We start from the raw sequence: 20,308 nt of genomic DNA, 5'->3' as shown, positions 1-20,308 counted from the left end.
TGAGACAAATAAATAAAAATCGCCCACTGGCGCACCCCCACTGGCGCGCTTTTGTAAAGCGTGCTGAATTGTTTTGTATAGCATTAGGATAGGATTTGCAATCCGGTATTTTTAGTAAGTTGCTGCCTAGATGATAGTTCAATAAATATTGAAAAAGTATAAAGTCTGAGAGTTTTAAAAATAGAAAATCTAAAATCCGCACGCTTTACAAAAGCGCGCGAGAGGGTTTTTAGTTGTAGATATAACCTAGTTGTAGTGCATTTTGCGAACGGCTACTAGTTATCATTTTAAACTTACAAGGATAAGTAATATGGACAAATTTAGTATAGATATATATCGTCAATTTAGAGATGAAGATATTAATCCGACAGAATTTAAACTTGTTTTTTTGGAACTTTTGAAGCGTCAATTATTGTTGAGGAAATTGTTGATAAATTACATGCAGGGGAAGGGATTGCAATAGACTTGATTAAACCGCAAGGGGAAATACCATTAATACGGCTTGAATTCCTAGGTGGACAAGATGAACAAGGAACAATTGATTGGCTGAAGGAGAATTATTCATTTGTATCAAATGATAAAGATGATTTTCAAAATTTGATTGAAGACAATACGGTCCTTTCTTTAGGAGAAATTGAATTAAATGAAAAAGATTCGAAAGAATTACTAGCATTTCTAAATTCTGAATTTTCTGACGGTTTAGGAGCAATTACAAAAAAGATAGGGATTTATGAATGGGGAGCAAGTGATTATTTTGTTGATTTTATAATAAGCCTATCAGCTGGATTTAGTCAAAGTGGAATTGCTAAAATATTTCAATTTCTAAAGAGTAAAGGACATGATTATGCTGAGATTAAACAATTTGATATTAGCGGGATAAAGGATTTTATTTCAAAGAACTACGAAGTTAATTCTAATATGTTAAAATTGACATCAACAAGAACTTCCGAGAATAATCAGACCAGATTTACATTTTCATCAAGATATGCTGATTATATGGTGGAAATTGATAACAAGAATAATGTGAAAGAAAGTAAGGTAAGGCAATTTAGTCAGACAAACATATAAAAACGCACTACAACAATGTATATACAAAATAGGCGAAATAGTAGTAATTTCAACGGTTGTAGCCCGCTTCAACCTCTTAGCGGTTTGATAAGTTTGAAGCCTGCAATCGCCTACTTTGCATATACTAACCGTTGGCAAGACAAAGCGACAGTGCGATGCACAATGAAATAGAAAATTGAATTAAGCATAATAATAAAGGAATAAAATCCCATGCAGAAAAAGTCTTTAGTGGTAATTGACATTCAAAATGACATTACCAAAAACTACAAAGAAATTATTGAAAATGTGAATCGGTCAATAGATTGGGCAGTGGAAAATGAAATTCATGTCGTTTACATAAAGCATTATAACTTATCTGATGGTACAAGGACTTTCAAACCTAATACCCGTGGGTCTGAATTAGTTTCGGATATGAAATTGGTTTCCAATAACATTTTCGAAAAATCCAAAGGCAACGCATTGACCAGCGAAGATTTTGCAGACTTTATCGAAAAAAATGAAATAAGCGAATTTTACATTACAGGAGCAGACGCCATTGCCTGCGTGAAATCAACCGTTTTTAATATGCGCAAGGAAAACTACCAAGTTACAGTCTTATCAGATTGTATTACGAGCTATGATAAAAGGAAAATTGACGAAATGCTGAATTATTACGAGAAAAATGGCAGTAAGATAATTAGTTTGAATGACTTGATAAATTCTAATTAAAAATGCCAACGGCTCACATCGTATATTAAAACATTGGGCAGTCATTGGGTTATCGGGAATTTCAGCTCGTATTAAAAGTACTTGAAACTTAACTGTGAAGTGAAGTCAAGCCTTCCAAAATGAAGCTCCCCGCAGCAAGCTGACGGGGTATCTGCAAAGGACTTAATTACATTCTAAATGACAAGAAAACTATTCCCAGGGACCCCATTCCATGGTAAGCCGGTCGCGTGTACGACCCTTGCCGGTTGTGGTATTATGCTGATAATAACTCACTCCATCGTCTTCGAAGGTGCAACTAATAATTTCGACCTTTTCAGGGGCACCGGGAGTATAATTGATTAAAAGCGTCTGACTTACTTCTCCCTTATCCTGATACACATAGCGGCTCACATTGCCCTCCTCATTTAATTCAACAAATGTTTTCCAGTTCTCTGCTCCGCTGTTACTTCGGAATGAGCCTGCCCGCAAGTTACCGGCATCGTCAAAATCGTAAGTATATGTACCCTCGGTATATTCGTTTGGTGGATTATTCGATCGAACCAATTCGTAAGCGTAGCCTGTTTTTTTGACTGTATAGCTGGTAATCAGGCATACTTTTTCTTCCTCTTTGGCCGACCAGCGTTCGCAAAGCTTTACCAATTCATACGATGCCAATTCGTTACCCGAATAGATATATTGTTTAACCTGCCAAAGCTGATTGAAAAGAAAAGCCTCTCGCTGAAAGGAAGAACTGGCTGCATATACCTCAAAATACCTTTTTACTTTCACCAATTGATGCCGTTCGTTTAAAAAAACCGAGTCGACGGGCGATTTAAAGTAATTCGCATCGTTATGCCTGGCTAATACGGCCTGCTGGCGAATTACAACCACTTTGTCATTTGGGTTATAGGAATAGAAATGTTGAAAATCAGGTGTTTTCAAACTTTTTATTTTGAAAGGCTGATTCCCTGAACTGATTTGGACACCCTCAGATAAAGGAACCACCAGCTTCCAGGGCTGAAAAGGATCGGAGAAACGAAAGGGCAACACTGTGGCACAATAATCTGTAAGGCTTGTATCGCCTTGAATGTTTGCCTGTCCATCAGCTACGATTAGGTTATCGGTGAATGTATACAAACTGGCTTTTACCAATAAAGGCAACTCGCGCTGAAGGTTCTGAAGTGAATCAATTTCTGCCTGGCGTTTTAAAAGCGAGTCTTTCACAAAGGCAGCCCGCAGAGCAGAATCGATGGCCTGTTGCTGAAAAAAATAAGTAGAGTCAATCCCTTGTCCGATTTCATTCATCACCGAGTCTGTATTCTGTTCAGTGCTGTCGGCAACTATGGTCCTGAAAACAGAAGGCCTGTATATGTATGGCTGTTCGACAGTGCCTGAAGTATCGGATTCTTGTGCATGGACTGCCGGCCAATAAAGGGTAAAAGCCAGCACAAAAAATAAGGCCACTCTTATTTGGTTCATAAAATTTACTTTAAAGTGTAAAATCAATTTACAGATTAAAAATAACACCATCAAGGTTTTAAAACTAACAATCACTGAATTCAATGATACATTTTATTAACCAGTCGTGGTATACGCAGGCTCAACCCGAACCATCATTCTATAGCAAAGACATAATTCTCAATCATAGCCTTACGATTTGCATGAACTAAATGATGTATTACTTTTGCCCCACCATATTTAGATGTTTTGAATAAACAAATACTTCGTTTAGCCATACCTTTTATTATCAGCAACCTCACAGTGCCCCTGGTAAGTTCGGCCGACACAGCCTTTATGGGGCATTTGGGTTCTACAGTGCATTTGGGAGCTCTTGGCTTAGGGAGTGCCATATTCAATTTTATCTATTGGAACTTTGCCTTTATACGCATGTCGGTTGCCGGCATGACAGCCCAGGCCTATGGTGCCGATGACCATGCTGAAGCCGGAAAACTACTGGCCAGATCGCTGGCCATCGCTGTATTGGGAACAATTATCCTGCTACTTTTAAGCGGCCCCATAGGCAAACTTAGCTTTTATCTTGCCAAGGGAGAGGAAGCCGTAGAGCTTTCGGCCCTGAATTATTACCGTATCAGAATTCTGGCAGCCCCTGCCACCCTAAGCATGTATGCCTTTATAGGCTGGTTTATTGGCATGCAGAATGCCAGAGCACCCATGTTCATTGCTGTTGCCGTCAATGTCATAAACCTGGTCTGCAATTATTATTTTGTGGCCATTTTAGGAATGAAATCAGAAGGCGTTGCCTGGGGATCGGTTATTGCAGAATACTCAGGCCTGTTTATTGCCCTGGCAATTGTGTGGAAGAAATATCGCCAGTTCCTTCAACATTTTATGCTTAAAACCTTATTTGACTTAAAAAGCTACGGTCGCTTCTTCCGTATCAATTTCGATATCTTTATCAGAACCTTGGCGGTAATTTCGGTACTTACCTGGTACAATTTTGCTTCGGCCGACAAAGGTGCCCTTTTGTTGGGCATGAATGTAATATTTCTGCAAATGGTATATGCCTTCTCTTTCTTTTCCGACGGGTTTGCCAATGCAGCCGAGGCATTAACTGGAAAATTTGTTGGCCATCGCGACATTCAGAACCTGAAGAAACTCATTGGCAAGGTGTTTATCTGGGGAGCTGGAATAGCACTGGCCTTTACCTTGCTTTATGGCTTTGGCTGGAAGAGCATACTGGGTTTGTATACCTCCGATGCAGCCATTGTGGAATTGGCTGGAGATTATATAGGGTGGGTGGTTGCAATTCCTTTGGTAAGTATTCTTACATTTGTATGGGATGGTGTGTACCTGGGAGCAACAGCAACCAGCACTTTACGCAACATTACCCTGGTGTCGGCAGGATTGTTTTTTTGTATTTACCTTTTATTAAACGGAGTGCTGAATAACCATGCACTTTTATTCGCGCAGGTGTTGTTTTTTGCTCTAAGAGGAATTTTACAAACAATATTTTTTAAGAGAGCCATTATTCACCCCATGAGGAAAAATCGATAAAATGACACTTCTCTATTCTCTTGGTATTCTGGTTTATTACGGCTTGATACTGATTGTATCGGGTTTCAACAAAAAAGCAAAACAATGGATAAAAGGTCGCAAGGGTGTATTAAAATTTCTTCGGTCGAAGATAGGGCCTCAAGACAGGGTCATCTGGTTTCATGTTTCCTCGTTAGGCGAATTTGAGCAAGGCCGCCCGGTAATGGAAGCCCTCAAAAAAGAATTTCCCGATCGTAAAATCCTGCTTACCTTTTTTTCTCCTTCGGGCTATGAAATAAGAAAGCATTATTCCGGCGCCGATATTATCTGCTATTTGCCTCTGGACACATTTTTCAACGCGCGACGATTTATAGGCATTACCCATCCGGAACTTACCATTTTTGTGAAATACGATTTCTGGTACCATATGCTTCGCCAGGCCAAAAAATCAGGATCGAAACTGATACTTATCTCCGCTGCATTCCGCGAAAATCAGGTTTTTTTCAAGCCTTATGGAGGTTGGTACCGCAAAATGTTGAACTGGTTCGACCACCTTTTTGTGCAGAACCAGGAATCGTTAAACCTGCTTCAGAAGAATAATCTGAACAAATGCAGCCTTGCAGGCGACACCCGTTTTGACCGGGTAAGCCAGATAGCCCATGGCAGCCAAGAGATTGAAATTGCAAACACATTCAGCAAAAACAGCTTTACCATTGTTTGTGGCAGTACCTGGCCTGCCGACGAACAATTGCTGTTGCAATATATCCACGAAACACATCATCCGGTAAAACTGATTCTGGCACCACACGAAATACACCACACGCATATAAGCGCCATCGAAAAACAGTTAAAAACACCTTATGCTCTTTTTTCAAAGGCCCGGGAAATGAATTATGCACAGGCAAGGGTATTAATTATCGATAACATAGGTATGCTTTCGAGTCTTTACCGCTATGGCCAGGTAGCTTACATTGGCGGTGGTTTTGGAACCAGCATCCATAACACCCTCGAAGCTGCTGTATATGGCATTCCGGTTCTGTTCGGACCCCAATACCATAAATTTCAGGAAGCCCGGGACCTTTTAATGTGTAATGGGGCACGCACCTTTTTACTCTATGAAGAGTTAAAAGAAATGCTGGATGGCTTTTTTGTAAACTCCGAGTTACTTGAGAATTCTGGTAAGGCTGCTGGTAACTATGTTAACTCTATGCGGGGCGCTACACAAACCATAACGGATTATTTAAAGAACAATTAATACTTATTTAATCCTTATTACCCTGTGGAATATTAGCTTTACTAGTGAAAATTACAGCCAGCCGGCGACACGATAGAACACAGTGTATCGACACTTATAAGCCCTTTTAAGGGCTTTTTTAGTAGGTACTGGTTTGTTGAAGGTTTGGCACAGGATTTTTGGGTTGATTATTTCACCAACCGTCTTTCATTTGAAACTACAGCGATAAGCACTTTAGAAGAATATTTTAAAAAGTTGCTTAAATAATCTATATTCGGATTCTATCGAAAGGCATGGACCAGATCAAGGAACTAGGAAATATTATCTACAAGGAGCGACCTGACTTGTTCGCCATGTTGGCTCATACCGACTCAAAAAAAAGCATGCTTTTCAGGGCTATTATGGAAGGAATGGTCAACACCGACCAGTCAGCCAGCATGCTCATTTATGGCAAACTGGATAAGGGAAAAAAATACCAGATGCTCAAGCGAAATCTGAAAGACAAGCTTATAGAGCTGCTCAATGACCTTCACAGCCGTCATCAGCCCAGGTTAGAAAAAGAAATTGACGAATGCCGCGAGAAAATTATTCTCGCAGAAAATCTGCTTGCCAACAATGTGTTTCATTTTGCTGAAAAAATGCTTCTACAGGTAAACCGCAGAGCCGAATTGCATCAATTATTTTCTATTCTGGCAGAAACATCTAAGCTTTTTAGTCAGATCAATTCGCTAAAAGGTTATCCGGATGAGGTGGAACGATGGAATAAGCAGTATGAGCAGTTTCAGATTCTTAATCAGGAGCAACAGAGAGCCATAGGCTTTTTAAATTATCTGAACGCATACTTTGTGCATCATTGTGGCTTGCAGTCTGAAATAGCCTTAAAAATAGACGAATACGCCAACTCCATTGCACATTGGGCACATGACAAAACAGCACCCAACCTAAGGCTTGTTCTTTTGCAAATCAAAATCAAAGGGGCTTTGCACCAAAACCAGTTTTCGGAAATTGAGGCCTTGATTAAGCAAGAAGAAGGTCTTCTGAAGAAGAATCCCTTTTTCGACAACAAAACCTTGAGGTTGAATATGCTACTTGCCAATTCAGGCATATCTATTACAAAAGGAGACCTTTCCCAGGCAGACCTTTTTTTGCAACAAGCTTATGAGCAGAGCGATTACAAATCATTCAGACGTTTTGAGGTACAAGCCCTGCTTTTTAGTCTGAAAATAAAACAACTGGCCCATCTCGAAGCAGGAGAAATAATTCGCGAAGTAAGCAGCACCTATGAATTTACGCTTTTTCATCCCGAAGCCAAAGCAGCCTGGCACCTTAGAAAAGCCTATTTATTTCTGATTCTGAGCGCCAACCAGAACAATGAGGCCATTCAAACTTTTTTGCCCGAATTTTTAGCCGAAAACCTGGTACTTGCCCTAGACGAAAATTGTAAAAAACTTTTTAAGGATAAACAAGGTTTTCACCTTCATTACCTTATAGTAAGACTTTTACTTAGTTGGAAGTCGAGTTTAACTGAAGTATACTATATCGGAAAAAACATGCAACTCTATTACTACCGAAACCTGAAAAATATGCAGGAGTTGCGCCTGAAAAATCTTTTCCGCAGCCTTGCAAGCCTGGCCATCAATGGCTTCAGATTTTCGGATATCGCAGAGCAGGAAACTCTCTTTAAAAAAAGCCTGTCTGAGCAGCATTATATCAATCGCTTCGATTTAAACGAGATTGTTCCGGCAGAAATGTTGTATAAAATATTGCTCCAGATAAAATAATATCACGAAGGATTCTTACTTTTTGACTTATAGAGCAATATCTTTTTTCAGTAATTTAACATTGCTCCACAAATATTATCAAATGAATTCCGCTAGTTAACTGATTTATTGAGTATTTTAAGCTTAACGCAAATTCAGGATGGCTTAACTTAAAAATAACTTTAATGCAAAATGAATTATTATTTTATTCATTCATAATATCTTAAGCTAAATATGAGAGCGGTATTTTAAAAAAAATTAATATTACCCTTGCAACTCAAATGAATATTCCAATGAGCAGGCAAGAAACTATTTTAGCGCCAGATTGAAAAACAAATTATATATCTTATAATACGGTTTTTAAATGCCTGATTATTAATGAATAATTAACCCCACAGATAGATAACAAATACACTTAAGTTCTTATTTTCGCATGTAAAACCCAATTACAATACCATGAAAAGTAAAAAACACTTGATCTTATTTCTGGTTTTCTTCTCGCTTATGGCCACTGGCCTGAAAGCGCAGGTAGAAACAGTAATCAGCGGAACGCTGATGGACCTCTCAGGCTCTACGGTAATCGGAGCCAATGTCTATGTAAAAGGCACCACGGTGGGCACCGTTACCGGGCTCAACGGCAATTTTAAACTAAGCACCAGCCTCAGCGGCGAACAAACTCTGGTGTTTTCATCTGTAGGGATGGCCAGTATCGAAAAACCCATCGAATTGACAGGCCAAGCTATAACCCTTGGAATTATTGAAATGGAAAGCGATGCAGTGGGCCTTGCCGAGGTAATGGTATTTGCCGACGTTGCCATCGACCGCCGCACTCCGGTAGCAGTATCGAACGTTAAACCAGAGCAGATCGAAGCCAAACTAGGTTCGCAGGAGTTTCCTGAAATTCTGAAATCGACTCCCGGTGTATATGCAACCAAACAAGGTGGTGCATTTGGCGACTCGAGAATTAATATAAGGGGTTTTAATGCCCGCTACGTGGCAGTGATGATAAACGGTGTGCCGGTAAACGATATGGAAAACAACTGGGTATACTGGTCGAACTGGGCAGGCTTGTCGGATGTAACCCGCAGCATGCAGGTACAACGTGGTTTGGGAGCTGCCAAAGTGGCTATACCTTCGGTTGGCGGCACCATTAATATTCTTACCAAAACCACCGATGCCGAAAAAGGCGGGAATGTATTTGTAAGTACCGGCGACAACAACTACAATAAAATGGGTGTAACCGTGTCATCCGGTCTTACCGAAAACAACTGGGCCACCACTTTCTCACTTTCCCGCACAAATGGCGATGGCTGGGTAGATGGCACTCAGTTCGAATCGTATTCGTATTTTCTGAACGTATCGAAACGCGTAAACGACCAGCACCGTCTTTCTCTTTCAGTAGTAGGTGCCCCACAATGGCACGGCCAGCGCAGCACCAAAATGACAATAGGTACTTACAAGGATCCTCAGATTAACAACATAGCTTATAACAAGGACTGGGGTTATAAAAACGGACAGGTTTACCATATTCGTAAAAACTACTACCACAAACCCATGGCAGTGCTTAACCACTTCTGGGATATCAACAGCCAGCTAAGTGTTTCAACTGCAGCTTATGTCTCAACCGGAACCGGTGGCGGCACAGGTTATCTGGGAACCAATAAATTCTACGATACTGACTACCTGGTCGAGAACCAACCCGATGTGGACCGCATTGTGGATGAAAATATCCAACGTGGCTCTCTGGGTTCGGAAACCATTCTTAGGTCATCGGTCAACAATCACTTCTGGACAGGCATTCTGCCCCAGGTAAAATACAAAATGGATTTTCTAACCCTTAGTGGAGGGCTCGATTTACGTTACTATGTAGGAAAACATTACCAGGAAATAACTGATCTTTTAGGGGGCCAGTATTGGATTGAAAACAAAGACGTAAATAACCCCAACGACACAACCTTTGTAGGTGACAAAATTCAATACAACAACGATGGAGTTGTTGGCTGGTACGGTGGGTTTGCCCAGGCCGAAGTGGTATTAGGCAATCTATCAGCCTTTGCTGCTGCTTCACTCTCGCAAAAATCGTACAAGCGTGTGGAATATTTCCTGCTCGAGCACGATGGCGAAGGTGCAGCAACCCAATGGTACAATTTTATAGGGTATAGCTTTAAAGGTGGCGCCAATTATAACCTGAGTGTGAACCACAACGTGTTTATGAATCTGGGCTACTTTACCAACCCTCCCGATTTTAGATCTGTTTTCTACAACAATAATAACAATGCCAACACTAAAGCCCCCAACGAAAAAGTATATTCAGTGGAAGCAGGTTATGGTTTCCGCAATAGCTGGATCAATGGAAACATCAATGTTTACAGTACCACCTGGAAAGACAAAGCAAGAGTATATCCTTTACAAAATAATGATGGTACAACAACCTTTGCTAACCTTGAAGGTATCAATGCCTTGCATAATGGCATTGAACTCGACATGCGACTTAAACCTATCTCCAACCTCGATGTTACGTTGATGGGATCAATTGGCGACTGGCGATGGATGAACGACCTTCCAAAAGTCTATTTCTTTAATGAAGACAATACACTTAAGGATTCTGCTTCAGTCTTCATAAAAGATGTGCATGTGGGCGATGCCGCGCAGACTACCGCTGCCATTGGGGTGAACTATGAATTACTTACCGGCCTGTTTTTTGGTGCAGATTACACCTATTACGATCGTTTGTATGCCAACTTTCAGCCTGAAAACCGCAATTTAGAACCTGCCGAGGGAGAAAAAAACCCCGATGCATGGCAAGTGCCCAGTTTTGGCATACTCGATGCCAATATCCGCTACAAGTTTAAAATCAGTAACCTCAATGCCACCCTGGTGGGCAACATGAACAACCTGCTGGATACCGAGCACATTACCGATGCCGACGATGGAGGTACCTGGGAATCATCGACAGTATATTATGGATGGGGCCGTTCGTGGCGTGTCAGCCTTAAAATTGATTTTTAATTATCGCTCACTCATACAAAAGCATTTAAAATGAAGAAATTAATTTATTATATAAGCATTATAGGGTTAATGATGACAGCTTGCGACCCTATGGAAGACATCAACAAGGAACTTGAGGAGATGCCTAACTATTATATAGGAAAGGAGACCCTAACCCTTTCAAGTGCCGATTACGACCAGATTGCAGCGCTTGCTGTAAAAGGTGGTGTATCGAAATTGGACTCCACAAAAGCAGCCTTTATTGCCGCCCACGAACACTTCAACGATACCGTCTCAGCAGCCACTTATATTCCCGGCCTTTTGGCCCAGAAATACCCCAGATTCAATTATACTTCAAGTGCATTGGTTACCTACAATTACAATGGTGAGATGCCTGAAGAATTTGAGAAATACACTGAGGCCCTAAGCTATGCACTCATTGATGAAGACTATTCAAGCTCCGATTCGATCGTGGACCTCCTGAAGTATTATACTCCCACTTATTCCCCTTTGGTATATATTCCACAGGTGCTCGACAAGGTGGTAGCCGCACCCGAAGATGGCGATCTGATTTTGGTGAATTATGATTATTCCACCGTGCATCCCGATATCGATTTTTCGAAAGTAGGTGATAGCCCTGTGTTTGAACAAACCTTTGAAGAAGAGTCTGCCGGTTTAAATGGCTATACAGCATTTAGCGTGAGTGGTGACCAGGTTTGGGAATGGGCTTCTTATGGCGGAGGTTGCCTTAAAATGACTGGTTATGTCAATCCAACAAGGTATGTCAACGAAGACTGGCTGGTATCAGATGAGTATGATTTAACGGAAATAAGTGAACCAGCACTCTATTTTACCCATGCACTTAACTTTAATAGCGGCGAATGGGGCAATATTGCTGTATTTGTTTCAACCGATTACGATGGCAGTAGCAGTCCCGCTGCACAAGGAACATGGGTAGAACTGACAATACCAGGCGTTCCCTTTACCGAAAGCTGGACCTTTATTTCTTCCGGCCGTATCGACTTACAAGCCTATGCCGGCGAAAAAATTTATGTAGCATTTCGCTATCTTTCTTCTGCTGTCACTGCTGGAACATGGGAAATCAATAACATTCAAATTAGTGCCCCCGGAGTGCCGGTAAGTGGACCTGCCCCACAAAGCTATAAGGAATTCTACACCTATTCCTCCACTGAGGGTTGGGCAAAATCTACGGATGTATACTGTGTGACCAATGCCGACTATAAAGCCATGGGCTCGCCTGGTAAGTATAACAACTTCTCGGCCACAGACAAACCTGACGCTTACCTCCCAAATCTGCTTTATGACAAATTTCCACTTGCCGGCGAAGGTTCAGAAATGGCTGTGGTGTATAACTACTATAATGCTGCGAACAAAGCTACCACAGCACTGGCCGATAACTATACCTTTAAAAGTGGTCAATGGGTATCGACCTATAATTTTGTAGAGCCAAAAACCGATCAGTTTCTGGTTGCCTCTACCGGAAACTGGGTGTTCGACCCCACCATTAACCACACCATGGTTTCGGCCGACTTCCAGCTCATCGTAGACTGGGTAAAAGAAAACAAAGGTGCCGGATACATTGACGATTTTGGTACAGCTGAGTTTTACACAGGTGCATCTGCTTATCGTAAGAACTTCGATATTCGTAATGGAAAATTCGAAAGTGCCGATTTTGCGACGTGGGAGAAAGCTGTTGAATTTGCAATCGGAACAGTGTTACTCCCGGCACGTTACCCCGATATTACTGAGCAGGAAGCAGGTATCGATCAGCATGTGATCGTAACATTCGCTACCTACAGCGGCATTGCCGGAACGTACAAAATGAAATTCCAGGTAACCAAATCGGGTCCCGATCCTGAGTTTACCCTTGTGGAAGGACCTTACTAGTTTTTCGATAAAATTTTTAAAAGCTGGCCTGGTAAATCGGGCCAGCTTTTTTTATGCACTGTATTACAACCGGCCTTTAATATGGCTGTTTATCCATCGAATTTTTCCAACACTCAAATGCATCCAGCTTATATTGACTATGGCATTGACAAACTTCAATACTTCGTTTTTGATAAGGCATTTCTAATTGCTGGTAAATAAAGGCATCGGAAAAATCTATGCCAGGCGCTGCGGCATCGAAACGAGTGGCCGCAAAATAGAGATGCGAAATGCCCGCCCAGATTATAGCTCCATAGCACATAGGGCAAGGCTCGCAGCTGCTGTACAACTCGCAATGAGAACTTGCAGAATCTTGCTTTAACTTCGATTCAACCTGAATATTGTTGAGTTTATATACACCCAGCGAGGCACAAGCACTGCGAATAGCAATGATTTCGGCATGTGCGGTAGGGTCGTAAGAGCGGGTCACAAGATTATTACCTGTCCAATAGCGTAAAATCCTGTTTGTGCTATCATCGACCTGTAACAAAATGGCTGCGAAAGGTCCACCGCCCGTTTTTGCAGATTCAGTGGCAAGCTTACAGGCAAGGTCCATCCACTTATTGCCCTGGATTCCTATCTTAGAATAAAGCGATGTAAAAAGATTGTTTGGTGCAGAAGGATGGCTGCTATCGGTTACATTAATACCTTCTGATAAAGGCATTTGAATCTGGGGCGGCTTAAATTCGCCGATACACTCCACAGGTTTTTTCAATTCGAAATTATGACTCATAGAACCGTACAAAAAGGAAATTACTTGAACTTTGATACGGGGATGGTAAAAAAGAAGGTACTTCCATAACCTAATTTGCTTTCGAGCCATATTTGACCTCCATGCTTCTCAATAAATTCTTTGCAAAGCAGGAGACCCAGTCCACTTCCCTTCTCTTCGGCGGTGCCCAGGCGTACCGTTTGCTCGAGATGGTTAAAAAGCTTATCTTTTATTTCAGGTTTAATTCCTACCCCATTGTCCTTCACGCCAAATCGGATAAAATTACCCTCGCGCTCGCAATTGAGTTCGATCCGGCCCTGAATGCGTGTAAACTTGATGGCATTGCCTAAAAGATTGCGCAGAATAGCCCGAAGCATGTTTTCGTCGGCATAAAGCTCAAGCTCTTCTGGCATATTTGCTTCAATGGTAATTTGCTTGTTACTGGCCATGGGTTGAACGAAACCTAGGATATCGAGAATAATTGGTTTAGCATCGACTATTTTAGGTTCATAAGTAATTACTCCTCTCTGACTGCTAGACCAATTGAGCAGGTTCTCGAGCAATTCATAGGTAGTTTTTGCATTATCAGACAATAAGAGTAGCATACGTTTTTGCTCTTCTGCATTGAACTCTTCGGGCGCATTGACCATAATTTCGAGCATAGTGCGGAAATTGCCTAAGGGACCGCGCAGGTCGTGGGCAATAATCGAAAACATTTTATCTTTCGAGGCGTTAAGAATATTTAGTTCGTGTTTTTGTGCCTGAAGAAATTCAGCCTGCGCCTCGATTTCAGCATTTTTCTCTTCAAGGGTGTTGTTTTTCTCACGTATTTCATGCGTTCTTTTATCAATAATCCGTTCAAGCTCTTCCTGCTTGCGCTTAAGCTGTCGAATACGTATGTGATAGAATAGGTAAACAATGCCTGCAATGCCTAAAAAAACCAATAAATAAAACCAAAAGGTATCGACAAAACGGGGCTTAATGCTGAACGAATAGTTAGCCCCATCGGTATTCCAAACCCCATCGTTGTTGCAGGCGATAACCCTAAAAGTATAGTTTCCATGGGTAAGGTTGGTGTACGAAATAGAGCGGCTGCCGTTGGCTTCGACCCAATTGTCGTCGAACCCTTCTAACATGTATTTAAATTGAACCCTACGAGGTTCGTAAAGGCTTATTGCAGTATAAAAGAAGGTAAACCGCTTCTTCCCTGGTAAAAACACATGCTGACTTGTTAGCGGTACAGACTGGTTATCGACCAATAGTTCGAGCAAATGAACCGGAGGTTTGTAATTGTTACGGGGAATGAGTGATGGATAAATCTGGGCTAGTCCATTTAGGGTTGGAAACAGCAGGCTTCCATCGGCAGCCTTTAAGGATTTGCTTGTGGGGTTACATTCTGAGTCGGCCATACCATCATGTTTGTCGAATAATCGGCAGGCCACTTGATTGATTTTGCCTTCAGTAAGGTCAAACACTTCTTGCTTCCGAACCCTCATTATTCCTTTGTTGCAGGGTAACCACAGGTATCCATGACCATCTTCTACCACATCAAAAGGCGAATCGGCCAATAGGCCTTCCTTTACAGTGATACTGATTACCTTATTGTCGCGAATACAAACCAAACCTCCAAGGGCAGCCACCCAGATGACACCTTCCTGGTCGACATAAGTATTAAAAACAACATTGCTGGCAATTCCATCTTTGCTGGAAAAGGTCTTCACTACCTTGTCGTCTGCAATGATATTAAACCCACCTTCTCCTTCGCTTGTGCCTACCAGTATGTTCCCTTCCTTATCTTCATCGATGGACATAATTAGGTTGGCAGTGAGCCCATTGCTGGCACTTAAACGGGTATAGGTTTTATCGTTGTTAATTTTAATCAAGCCGTTGTTGCGAGTGCCAACCCAGATATTACCCTTGGAGTCCTCAAAAGTGAGGCGAATACGCGATTCGGGAAATCCTGTTTTTTCGTTCATCCAGGTCTCCTGCCCGGAAGGTGTTATTTTCAATATACCCGAATAGGTACTTATCCATAGGTTTTTATGGGTATCGAGCATAATATGCCGAATGCGCTGATCGGACAGGTCTGTTTTAAACCGGTGAGGTAATATTTTATTGTCCCGAATAATGTTAAACTCACCATTGTCGAAGGCAGTAAGAAATTTTCCGGGTTCCAGTTCGCAAATGGCATTCACTACTTTGCCGCTAAGCCCGCCATCCATGGTATAGTTCAGAAACTTTCCATCTTTAAGTTCTGCCAATCCTCCCTTGTAATAAGCCATCCAGGCATTTCCCTCCTGGTCGATTAAAAAATCGTTGATAAAATCGTTGGGTAACCCGCTCTGGGTTGTCAGTTCTTCGAGTAAGCCGGTATCACTTTTAAGTCTGAAGAGTCCCTGATTGCTGGCAATCCAATAGTTGTGGTATCGGTCTTCGAAAATATCATTCACAGTGTTTCCACTGAGCTGGTTATAATGTATAAACTTTTTTCCATCGAATACAGACAGACCGTTTACCTGGCCTATCCAGAGGGTACCTTTCGAATCGGAGTATAGCGAATAAATCCAATCACTGATTAAGCCATCAGCCTTGGTATACTGGGTGAATATCTTATTTTGGTATCGATAGAGTCCATTGCCAAAGGTTCCAAACCAAATACTGCCGTCGGGAGTTTGTGCAATGGTCCTTACCTCGCTATTCAACAATGACGAGGTATGAGTAAGAAAATGAAACTTGCCATTTTCGAAATAAAACCAACCTTTATTCGGGGTTGCAGCCCATACCCGGTCGAGGCTATCAATAAAAATACCCTGGTAAAAATGGCTGATGCCATTGTCATCACCAAAACGTGTAAAAACTCCCTCCTTGTATGACATCAATCCATTTCCCTGGGTTGTCATCCAGAGGGTACCTTTGCTATCTTCTGCAATACCCCGAATGGTATTACTTGTGAAAATTTGGGTATTACGCTTATTAAACACCTTAAACTCATGGCCATCGAAACGGATAAGCCCATCGTAACTCCCAATCCATAAAAAACCATCAGAGCTTTGAAAAATACTTAATAAAGAATTGGTTGGAAGCCCTTCGTTGGTGGTCCAACTTTGCGTATTGTATTGAACCAGTGACTTTTCAGGATTTAGATAATAAGTAGGCACCTGGCAAAAAATAACCCGTGGAAAAAGGAGCATGAACAATGCAAAAAAAAGACTCAGGAATGTGAAAAGCAATTTTTTATTCTCGGTGGCACTCATTCATGTGTCTTGTATTAAAGGCCTGGCTTTTGGTGTACTGCAAATTAATAAAATTTTCCCGACATCAGCCCGATATTCACTAAACTCTTTCGCCAGCAATTAAAAATCGCTTAACTGCTTTGATTTAATAGCTTTGATAAGACAGGTAAAAGAGAAAGAGTAGCATACCAGTAAGTCGTTTTTCAGATTAAAATGCCGCCATCAACAAGTCGATGTCTTTATGATTGATTTTAAATTCGTTACCTATGCGCTCGTGGGTTAAAATTCCATTGTATATATACACACCTTTTCTCACACCGTGATTGTCTTTGAGCAATGGCTTTAACCCTCCGGCAGCACCCATTTCGAGCAAAATAGGAGAAAGAATATTGCTAAGGGCAATGGATGCAGTACGTGCCACCCTCGATGGGATATTGGCCACACAGTAATGCAACACATCGTGTTTTTTGTACATGGGATCAAGGAGGTTGCGGCATTCTGAGGTTTCGATGCAACCACCATTGTCGATGGTAAGGTCGATGATAACAGCTCCTTTTTTCATGCTTTTCACCATTTCCTCGGTAACAAAAAAGCGCGCCCCAAGCTCGGTCAGATCAACTGCACCAATGAGCACATCGGCCGATTGAATAACACGGGAAAACACCTGAGGATGAAAAATAGAAGTATAAAGGCGCATTCCGAGGTTCTTTTGAAGCAATTCAAGCTGCTGAACCGAAGTGTCAAATACTTTCACAAAGGCACCCAGCCCCAACGCAGCCCGTATGGCCGATTCGGCAGCAGTACCTGCGCCAAGCACAACTACCTCAGTTGGGGTAATGCCTGTAACCCCACCAAGTAACACCCCTTTACCTCCTGTGATATTGGAAAGCAACTCGGCCGCCACTACTATTGCAGTACTTCCGGCAATCTCGCTCATTGACTGTACGATGGGGTAAGTGTTAAACTCGTTTTTAATGTACTCGAAAGCAATGGCTGTAGATTTCTTCTGAATGAGAGCTTTAATATACTCGGGATTCTGCTGGTTAAAATGGAAGGCAGAAATAATTACCTGGTTACCTTTTAAACTTTCAATTTCCGACAGGGTAAGAGGAGCTACTTTAAGCACCACATCGGCATTGAATATTTTTTCGTTATCTTCTACAATAAAAGCCCCATGCTCGCTATAATCGGTGCGCGAATAAAGGGCTCCATTGCCTGCTTCTTTTTGAATGATTACATCGTGTCCGTTGTTAACTAATACTTCTACTGCTTCGGGTGTAAGGCCGATGCGCTTTTCGTATTGCTGGTCTTCTTTTGGAAGACCAATAAGCAATTTTTTATGCTTCTTCCCTACTTCCAACATCTCTTCCTGTGGAAGCAATCCGGTATAGAACAAATGATTTTCTGAAGGTTTCTGGTTGTGTTCCATTCTTTTACCTGGGTTTTTGCTGACCAATCAAAATAAGAAAAAAAATAGCAACTTACCCAATAAAGATTTGATAAACCCTAAATCAATTGCATTATTCTGTGCTTTTTAAAATAAGTGAACCCAAATACCCGGATATAATGGGAACAAAAGGCCATTTCGAAGGCAGGCGAACAAAGAGGATGCAAAGAAAAAACTCTGCTTTAAATACTAACCAGAATAATCTTATTCTTTAAAGTTGCAAGAACGGTCTATGGAAGAAATATTTTTAGCAACCGCTTACCCTCATCGAGAGAGGTAATAAATACCTTCGCAAAACTATCAGGTATCAGTTCCTGAGCTTTCTCCGGCCATTCGATAAAGCACCAGCCCTGATTTTCGAGGTATTCTTCAAAACCAATGTCGAACAATTCCTCCGAGTTGGTAATCCGGTAAAAGTCGAAATGGTATATGGTGTCGTTGGTGTGTGTATTGTATTCGTTCACAATAGAAAAGGTCGGGCTGCTTACCATGTCTGTCGATTGAAGTTGATGGCAAAGTGCAGCAATAAATGTTGTTTTCCCGGCACCCATACTTCCATAAAATGCAAACTGTCTTACCGGTTTAACTAACTCCAAAAATTTTGCAGCCGATACGTTCAGATTGTCGAGCGTTATTTCAAGTTGAACGGGTTCCATCAGGTTCTTTACTTTGGCAACAAGCTAACAAGGGGCAAAATCATTTCCTCCATCGAAATGCCCCCATGCTGATAGGTATTGGTGTAATAATTAACAAAGTAGTTATAATTGTTTGGATAGGCCAGAAAACTTTCGCCCAGGGCAAAAATATATTTCGAACTCAATGTTGATTTTGGAAGAAATACTTTAGCCGGATCCAGCACCTCAAATACATCGCGAGGGTTGTAATCGAGGTTTTTGCCTAATTTGTAACGAAGGTTCTTCGAAGTGGTTTTATCTCCAATTACTTTTAGGGCTTTGTTCACCCTTATAGTTCCATGATCGGTGGTGATAACAACAGGAATGCCCTTTAGAGAAAGTTGCTTGAGCAAATCGTAGAAGGAAGAATGCTGAAACCAGCTTAATGTAAGTGAACGGTAGGCCGAATCGTTCGACGACAACTCACGTATCATTTCCATCTCGGTATTGGCATGCGAAAGCATATCGACAAAATTGTACACCAGCAAGATTAAATCGTTTTGAAGCGCATTGTCAATGCTATCGACCAATTTATCTCCGGCCTTTTTCGAAGCGATTTTTTCGTAATAATGCTTTACATTGATGCCATTTCGTTGCTTGAAACGAGTAAACAATTCATCTTCGAACTGATTTTTTCCACCCTCCTCATCATCGTTCAGCCAAAACTCAGCATAGCGCGAAGCGATTTCGCCGGGCATCATTCCGGCAAAAATAGCATTGCGGGCATATTGTGTAGCGGTGGGTAAAATGCTGCAATACACCTCTTCTTTTTCGATGGTAAAGAGTTCGCTTACAAAGGGGGCTATTACCTTCCACTGGTCTAAACGCAAATTATCGATGAGAATAAATACCATTTTGGGAAACTCCGACAACCTTGAAATGACTGACTTTTTAATTACTCCAGGTGAAAAAAGCGGGCGGTTTGCATCGGCTGTCGAAGTTTTATCGACTTGAAACCAATGCTGGTAATTATTCTTTACAAATTTGCTAAACTCTGTATTTGCTTCGGCTTTCTGATGCTTTAATACTTCGTGCATACTGGTGTCATCGGACTTTTCAAGTTCTAATTCCCAATACACAAGTTTGCGGTAAAGCAATTGCCAATCGTTGAAGTTTTTAGCCAGGGCAATTAAATTACTCAGTTCATTAAAAGCCGAACGGTACGCTGAGGTTGTTTCGCGGGTAATGAGTTCGCGCGTATCGACATTTTTTTTTATGGAAAGCAAAACCTGGTTAGGTTTCACGGGCTTAATGAGGTAATCGGCGATTTGAGAGCCAATAGCTGCATCCATAATATCTTCCTCTTCGCTTTTCGTAACCATTACCACAGGCAAAGCGGAGTGTATGCTTTTTATCACAGAAAGGGTTTCGAGGCCGCTTTTACCAGGCATATTTTCGTCGAGAAAAATAATGTCGTATTTTTTACTTTTAACAAGGTCAATGGCATCGTCGCCATTGCTGGCCGTATCAACCAGGTATCCTTTTTCCTGCAGAAACAAAATATGCGGTTTCAGAAGGTCTATTTCGTCATCGGTCCAAAGTATCGATACCTGTTTCATAATAA

General features: G+C 41.5%; 13 protein-coding genes. 7 read left to right on the top strand and 6 right to left on the bottom strand.

From position 1 onward, the window contains the following. The first annotated feature begins 465 nt into the window (after positions 1–465). Positions 466–1,068 (top strand): hypothetical protein, encoded by a 603-nt coding sequence (locus tag IPM71_09540; GenBank protein ID QQS49858.1) that lies wholly within the window; start codon positions 466–468, stop codon positions 1,066–1,068. A gap of 210 nt (positions 1,069–1,278) precedes the next feature. Next, a complete protein-coding gene (locus IPM71_09535) occupies positions 1,279–1,776 on the top strand; it encodes a cysteine hydrolase (protein QQS49857.1) in 498 nt (165 codons plus the stop codon). A gap of 189 nt (positions 1,777–1,965) precedes the next feature. Here IPM71_09535 and IPM71_09530 read toward each other — a convergent pair whose 3' ends face one another. Next, on the bottom strand, positions 1,966–3,234 hold the full coding sequence (locus IPM71_09530; GenBank protein QQS49856.1) for a hypothetical protein: 1,269 nt from the start codon (positions 3,232–3,234) through the stop codon (positions 1,966–1,968). Between the two features lie 228 nt (positions 3,235–3,462). Between IPM71_09530 and IPM71_09525 the strand changes: the two genes are divergently transcribed. The 5 genes from IPM71_09525 to IPM71_09505 all read left to right on the top strand — a co-directional run bounded on the left by IPM71_09525 (position 3,463) and on the right by IPM71_09505 (position 12,639). Beyond that, positions 3,463–4,770, top strand: coding sequence for an MATE family efflux transporter (locus IPM71_09525; protein QQS49855.1), 1,308 nt, complete (start codon positions 3,463–3,465; stop codon positions 4,768–4,770). Between the two features lies 1 nt (position 4,771). After that, positions 4,772–6,004 carry a 3-deoxy-D-manno-octulosonic acid transferase gene (locus tag IPM71_09520; GenBank protein QQS49854.1) on the top strand — a complete coding sequence of 411 codons (1,233 nt, stop codon included), beginning with the start codon at positions 4,772–4,774 and terminating at the stop codon, positions 6,002–6,004. Between the two features lie 272 nt (positions 6,005–6,276). Then, positions 6,277–7,764 carry a hypothetical protein gene (locus tag IPM71_09515; protein QQS49853.1) on the top strand — a complete coding sequence of 496 codons (1,488 nt, stop codon included), beginning with the start codon at positions 6,277–6,279 and terminating at the stop codon, positions 7,762–7,764. A gap of 435 nt (positions 7,765–8,199) precedes the next feature. Then, complete coding sequence (locus tag IPM71_09510; protein ID QQS49852.1) at positions 8,200–10,752, top strand: TonB-dependent receptor; 2,553 nt, start codon at positions 8,200–8,202, stop codon at positions 10,750–10,752. 30 nt (positions 10,753–10,782) lie between these two features. Continuing rightward, on the top strand, positions 10,783–12,639 hold the full coding sequence (locus tag IPM71_09505) for a choice-of-anchor J domain-containing protein (protein ID QQS49851.1): 1,857 nt from the start codon (positions 10,783–10,785) through the stop codon (positions 12,637–12,639). A gap of 76 nt (positions 12,640–12,715) precedes the next feature. Here the strand turns inward: IPM71_09505 and IPM71_09500 are convergent, their stop codons facing one another. From IPM71_09500 to IPM71_09480, 5 genes are all read right to left on the bottom strand, one after another. Further along, a complete protein-coding gene (locus IPM71_09500; protein QQS49850.1) occupies positions 12,716–13,501 on the bottom strand; it encodes a nucleoside deaminase in 786 nt (261 codons plus the stop codon). Then, positions 13,432–16,644: a hypothetical protein gene (locus IPM71_09495; GenBank protein ID QQS49849.1), complete on the bottom strand. Its 3,213-nt coding sequence runs from the start codon at positions 16,642–16,644 to the stop codon at positions 13,432–13,434. The genes IPM71_09500 and IPM71_09495 overlap by 70 nt, the downstream gene beginning before the upstream one ends. Positions 16,645–16,831: 187 nt before the next feature. Next, entirely contained in the window at positions 16,832–18,052 is a 1,221-nt protein-coding gene (locus tag IPM71_09490) for an alanine dehydrogenase (protein QQS49848.1), read from the bottom strand. A 248-nt stretch (positions 18,053–18,300) separates the two neighbouring features. After that, a complete protein-coding gene (gene tsaE, locus IPM71_09485) occupies positions 18,301–18,726 on the bottom strand; it encodes a tRNA (adenosine(37)-N6)-threonylcarbamoyltransferase complex ATPase subunit type 1 TsaE (protein QQS49847.1) in 426 nt (141 codons plus the stop codon). Between the two features lie 8 nt (positions 18,727–18,734). Next, complete coding sequence (locus IPM71_09480) at positions 18,735–20,303, bottom strand: PglZ domain-containing protein (protein ID QQS49846.1); 1,569 nt, start codon at positions 20,301–20,303, stop codon at positions 18,735–18,737. Between the last annotated feature and the right edge of the window lie 5 nt (positions 20,304–20,308).

The organism is Bacteroidota bacterium (assembly GCA_016699695.1).
Taxonomy (GTDB): Bacteria; Bacteroidota; Bacteroidia; order Bacteroidales; family UBA10428; genus UBA10428.
The sequence above is the reverse complement of the archived record's forward strand: the minus strand, read 5'-3'. Positions and strand labels throughout refer to the sequence as shown.

What these genes read in the sequence shown, in the direction of transcription:
- IPM71_09490 (QQS49848.1), bottom strand. Translation starts at nt 18,052, where the DNA reads ATGGAACACAACCAGAAACCTTCAGAAAATCATTTGTTCTATACCGGA.
- IPM71_09500 (QQS49850.1), bottom strand. Translation starts at nt 13,501, where the DNA reads ATGGCTCGAAAGCAAATTAGGTTATGGAAGTACCTTCTTTTTTACCAT.
- IPM71_09480 (QQS49846.1), bottom strand. Translation starts at nt 20,303, where the DNA reads ATGAAACAGGTATCGATACTTTGGACCGATGACGAAATAGACCTTCTG.
- IPM71_09530 (QQS49856.1), bottom strand. Translation starts at nt 3,234, where the DNA reads ATGAACCAAATAAGAGTGGCCTTATTTTTTGTGCTGGCTTTTACCCTT.
- IPM71_09535 (QQS49857.1), top strand. Translation starts at nt 1,279, where the DNA reads ATGCAGAAAAAGTCTTTAGTGGTAATTGACATTCAAAATGACATTACC.
- IPM71_09495 (QQS49849.1), bottom strand. Translation starts at nt 16,644, where the DNA reads ATGAGTGCCACCGAGAATAAAAAATTGCTTTTCACATTCCTGAGTCTT.
- IPM71_09505 (QQS49851.1), top strand. Translation starts at nt 10,783, where the DNA reads ATGAAGAAATTAATTTATTATATAAGCATTATAGGGTTAATGATGACA.
- IPM71_09515 (QQS49853.1), top strand. Translation starts at nt 6,277, where the DNA reads ATGGACCAGATCAAGGAACTAGGAAATATTATCTACAAGGAGCGACCT.
- IPM71_09510 (QQS49852.1), top strand. Translation starts at nt 8,200, where the DNA reads ATGAAAAGTAAAAAACACTTGATCTTATTTCTGGTTTTCTTCTCGCTT.
- tsaE (QQS49847.1), bottom strand. Translation starts at nt 18,726, where the DNA reads ATGGAACCCGTTCAACTTGAAATAACGCTCGACAATCTGAACGTATCG.
- IPM71_09520 (QQS49854.1), top strand. Translation starts at nt 4,772, where the DNA reads ATGACACTTCTCTATTCTCTTGGTATTCTGGTTTATTACGGCTTGATA.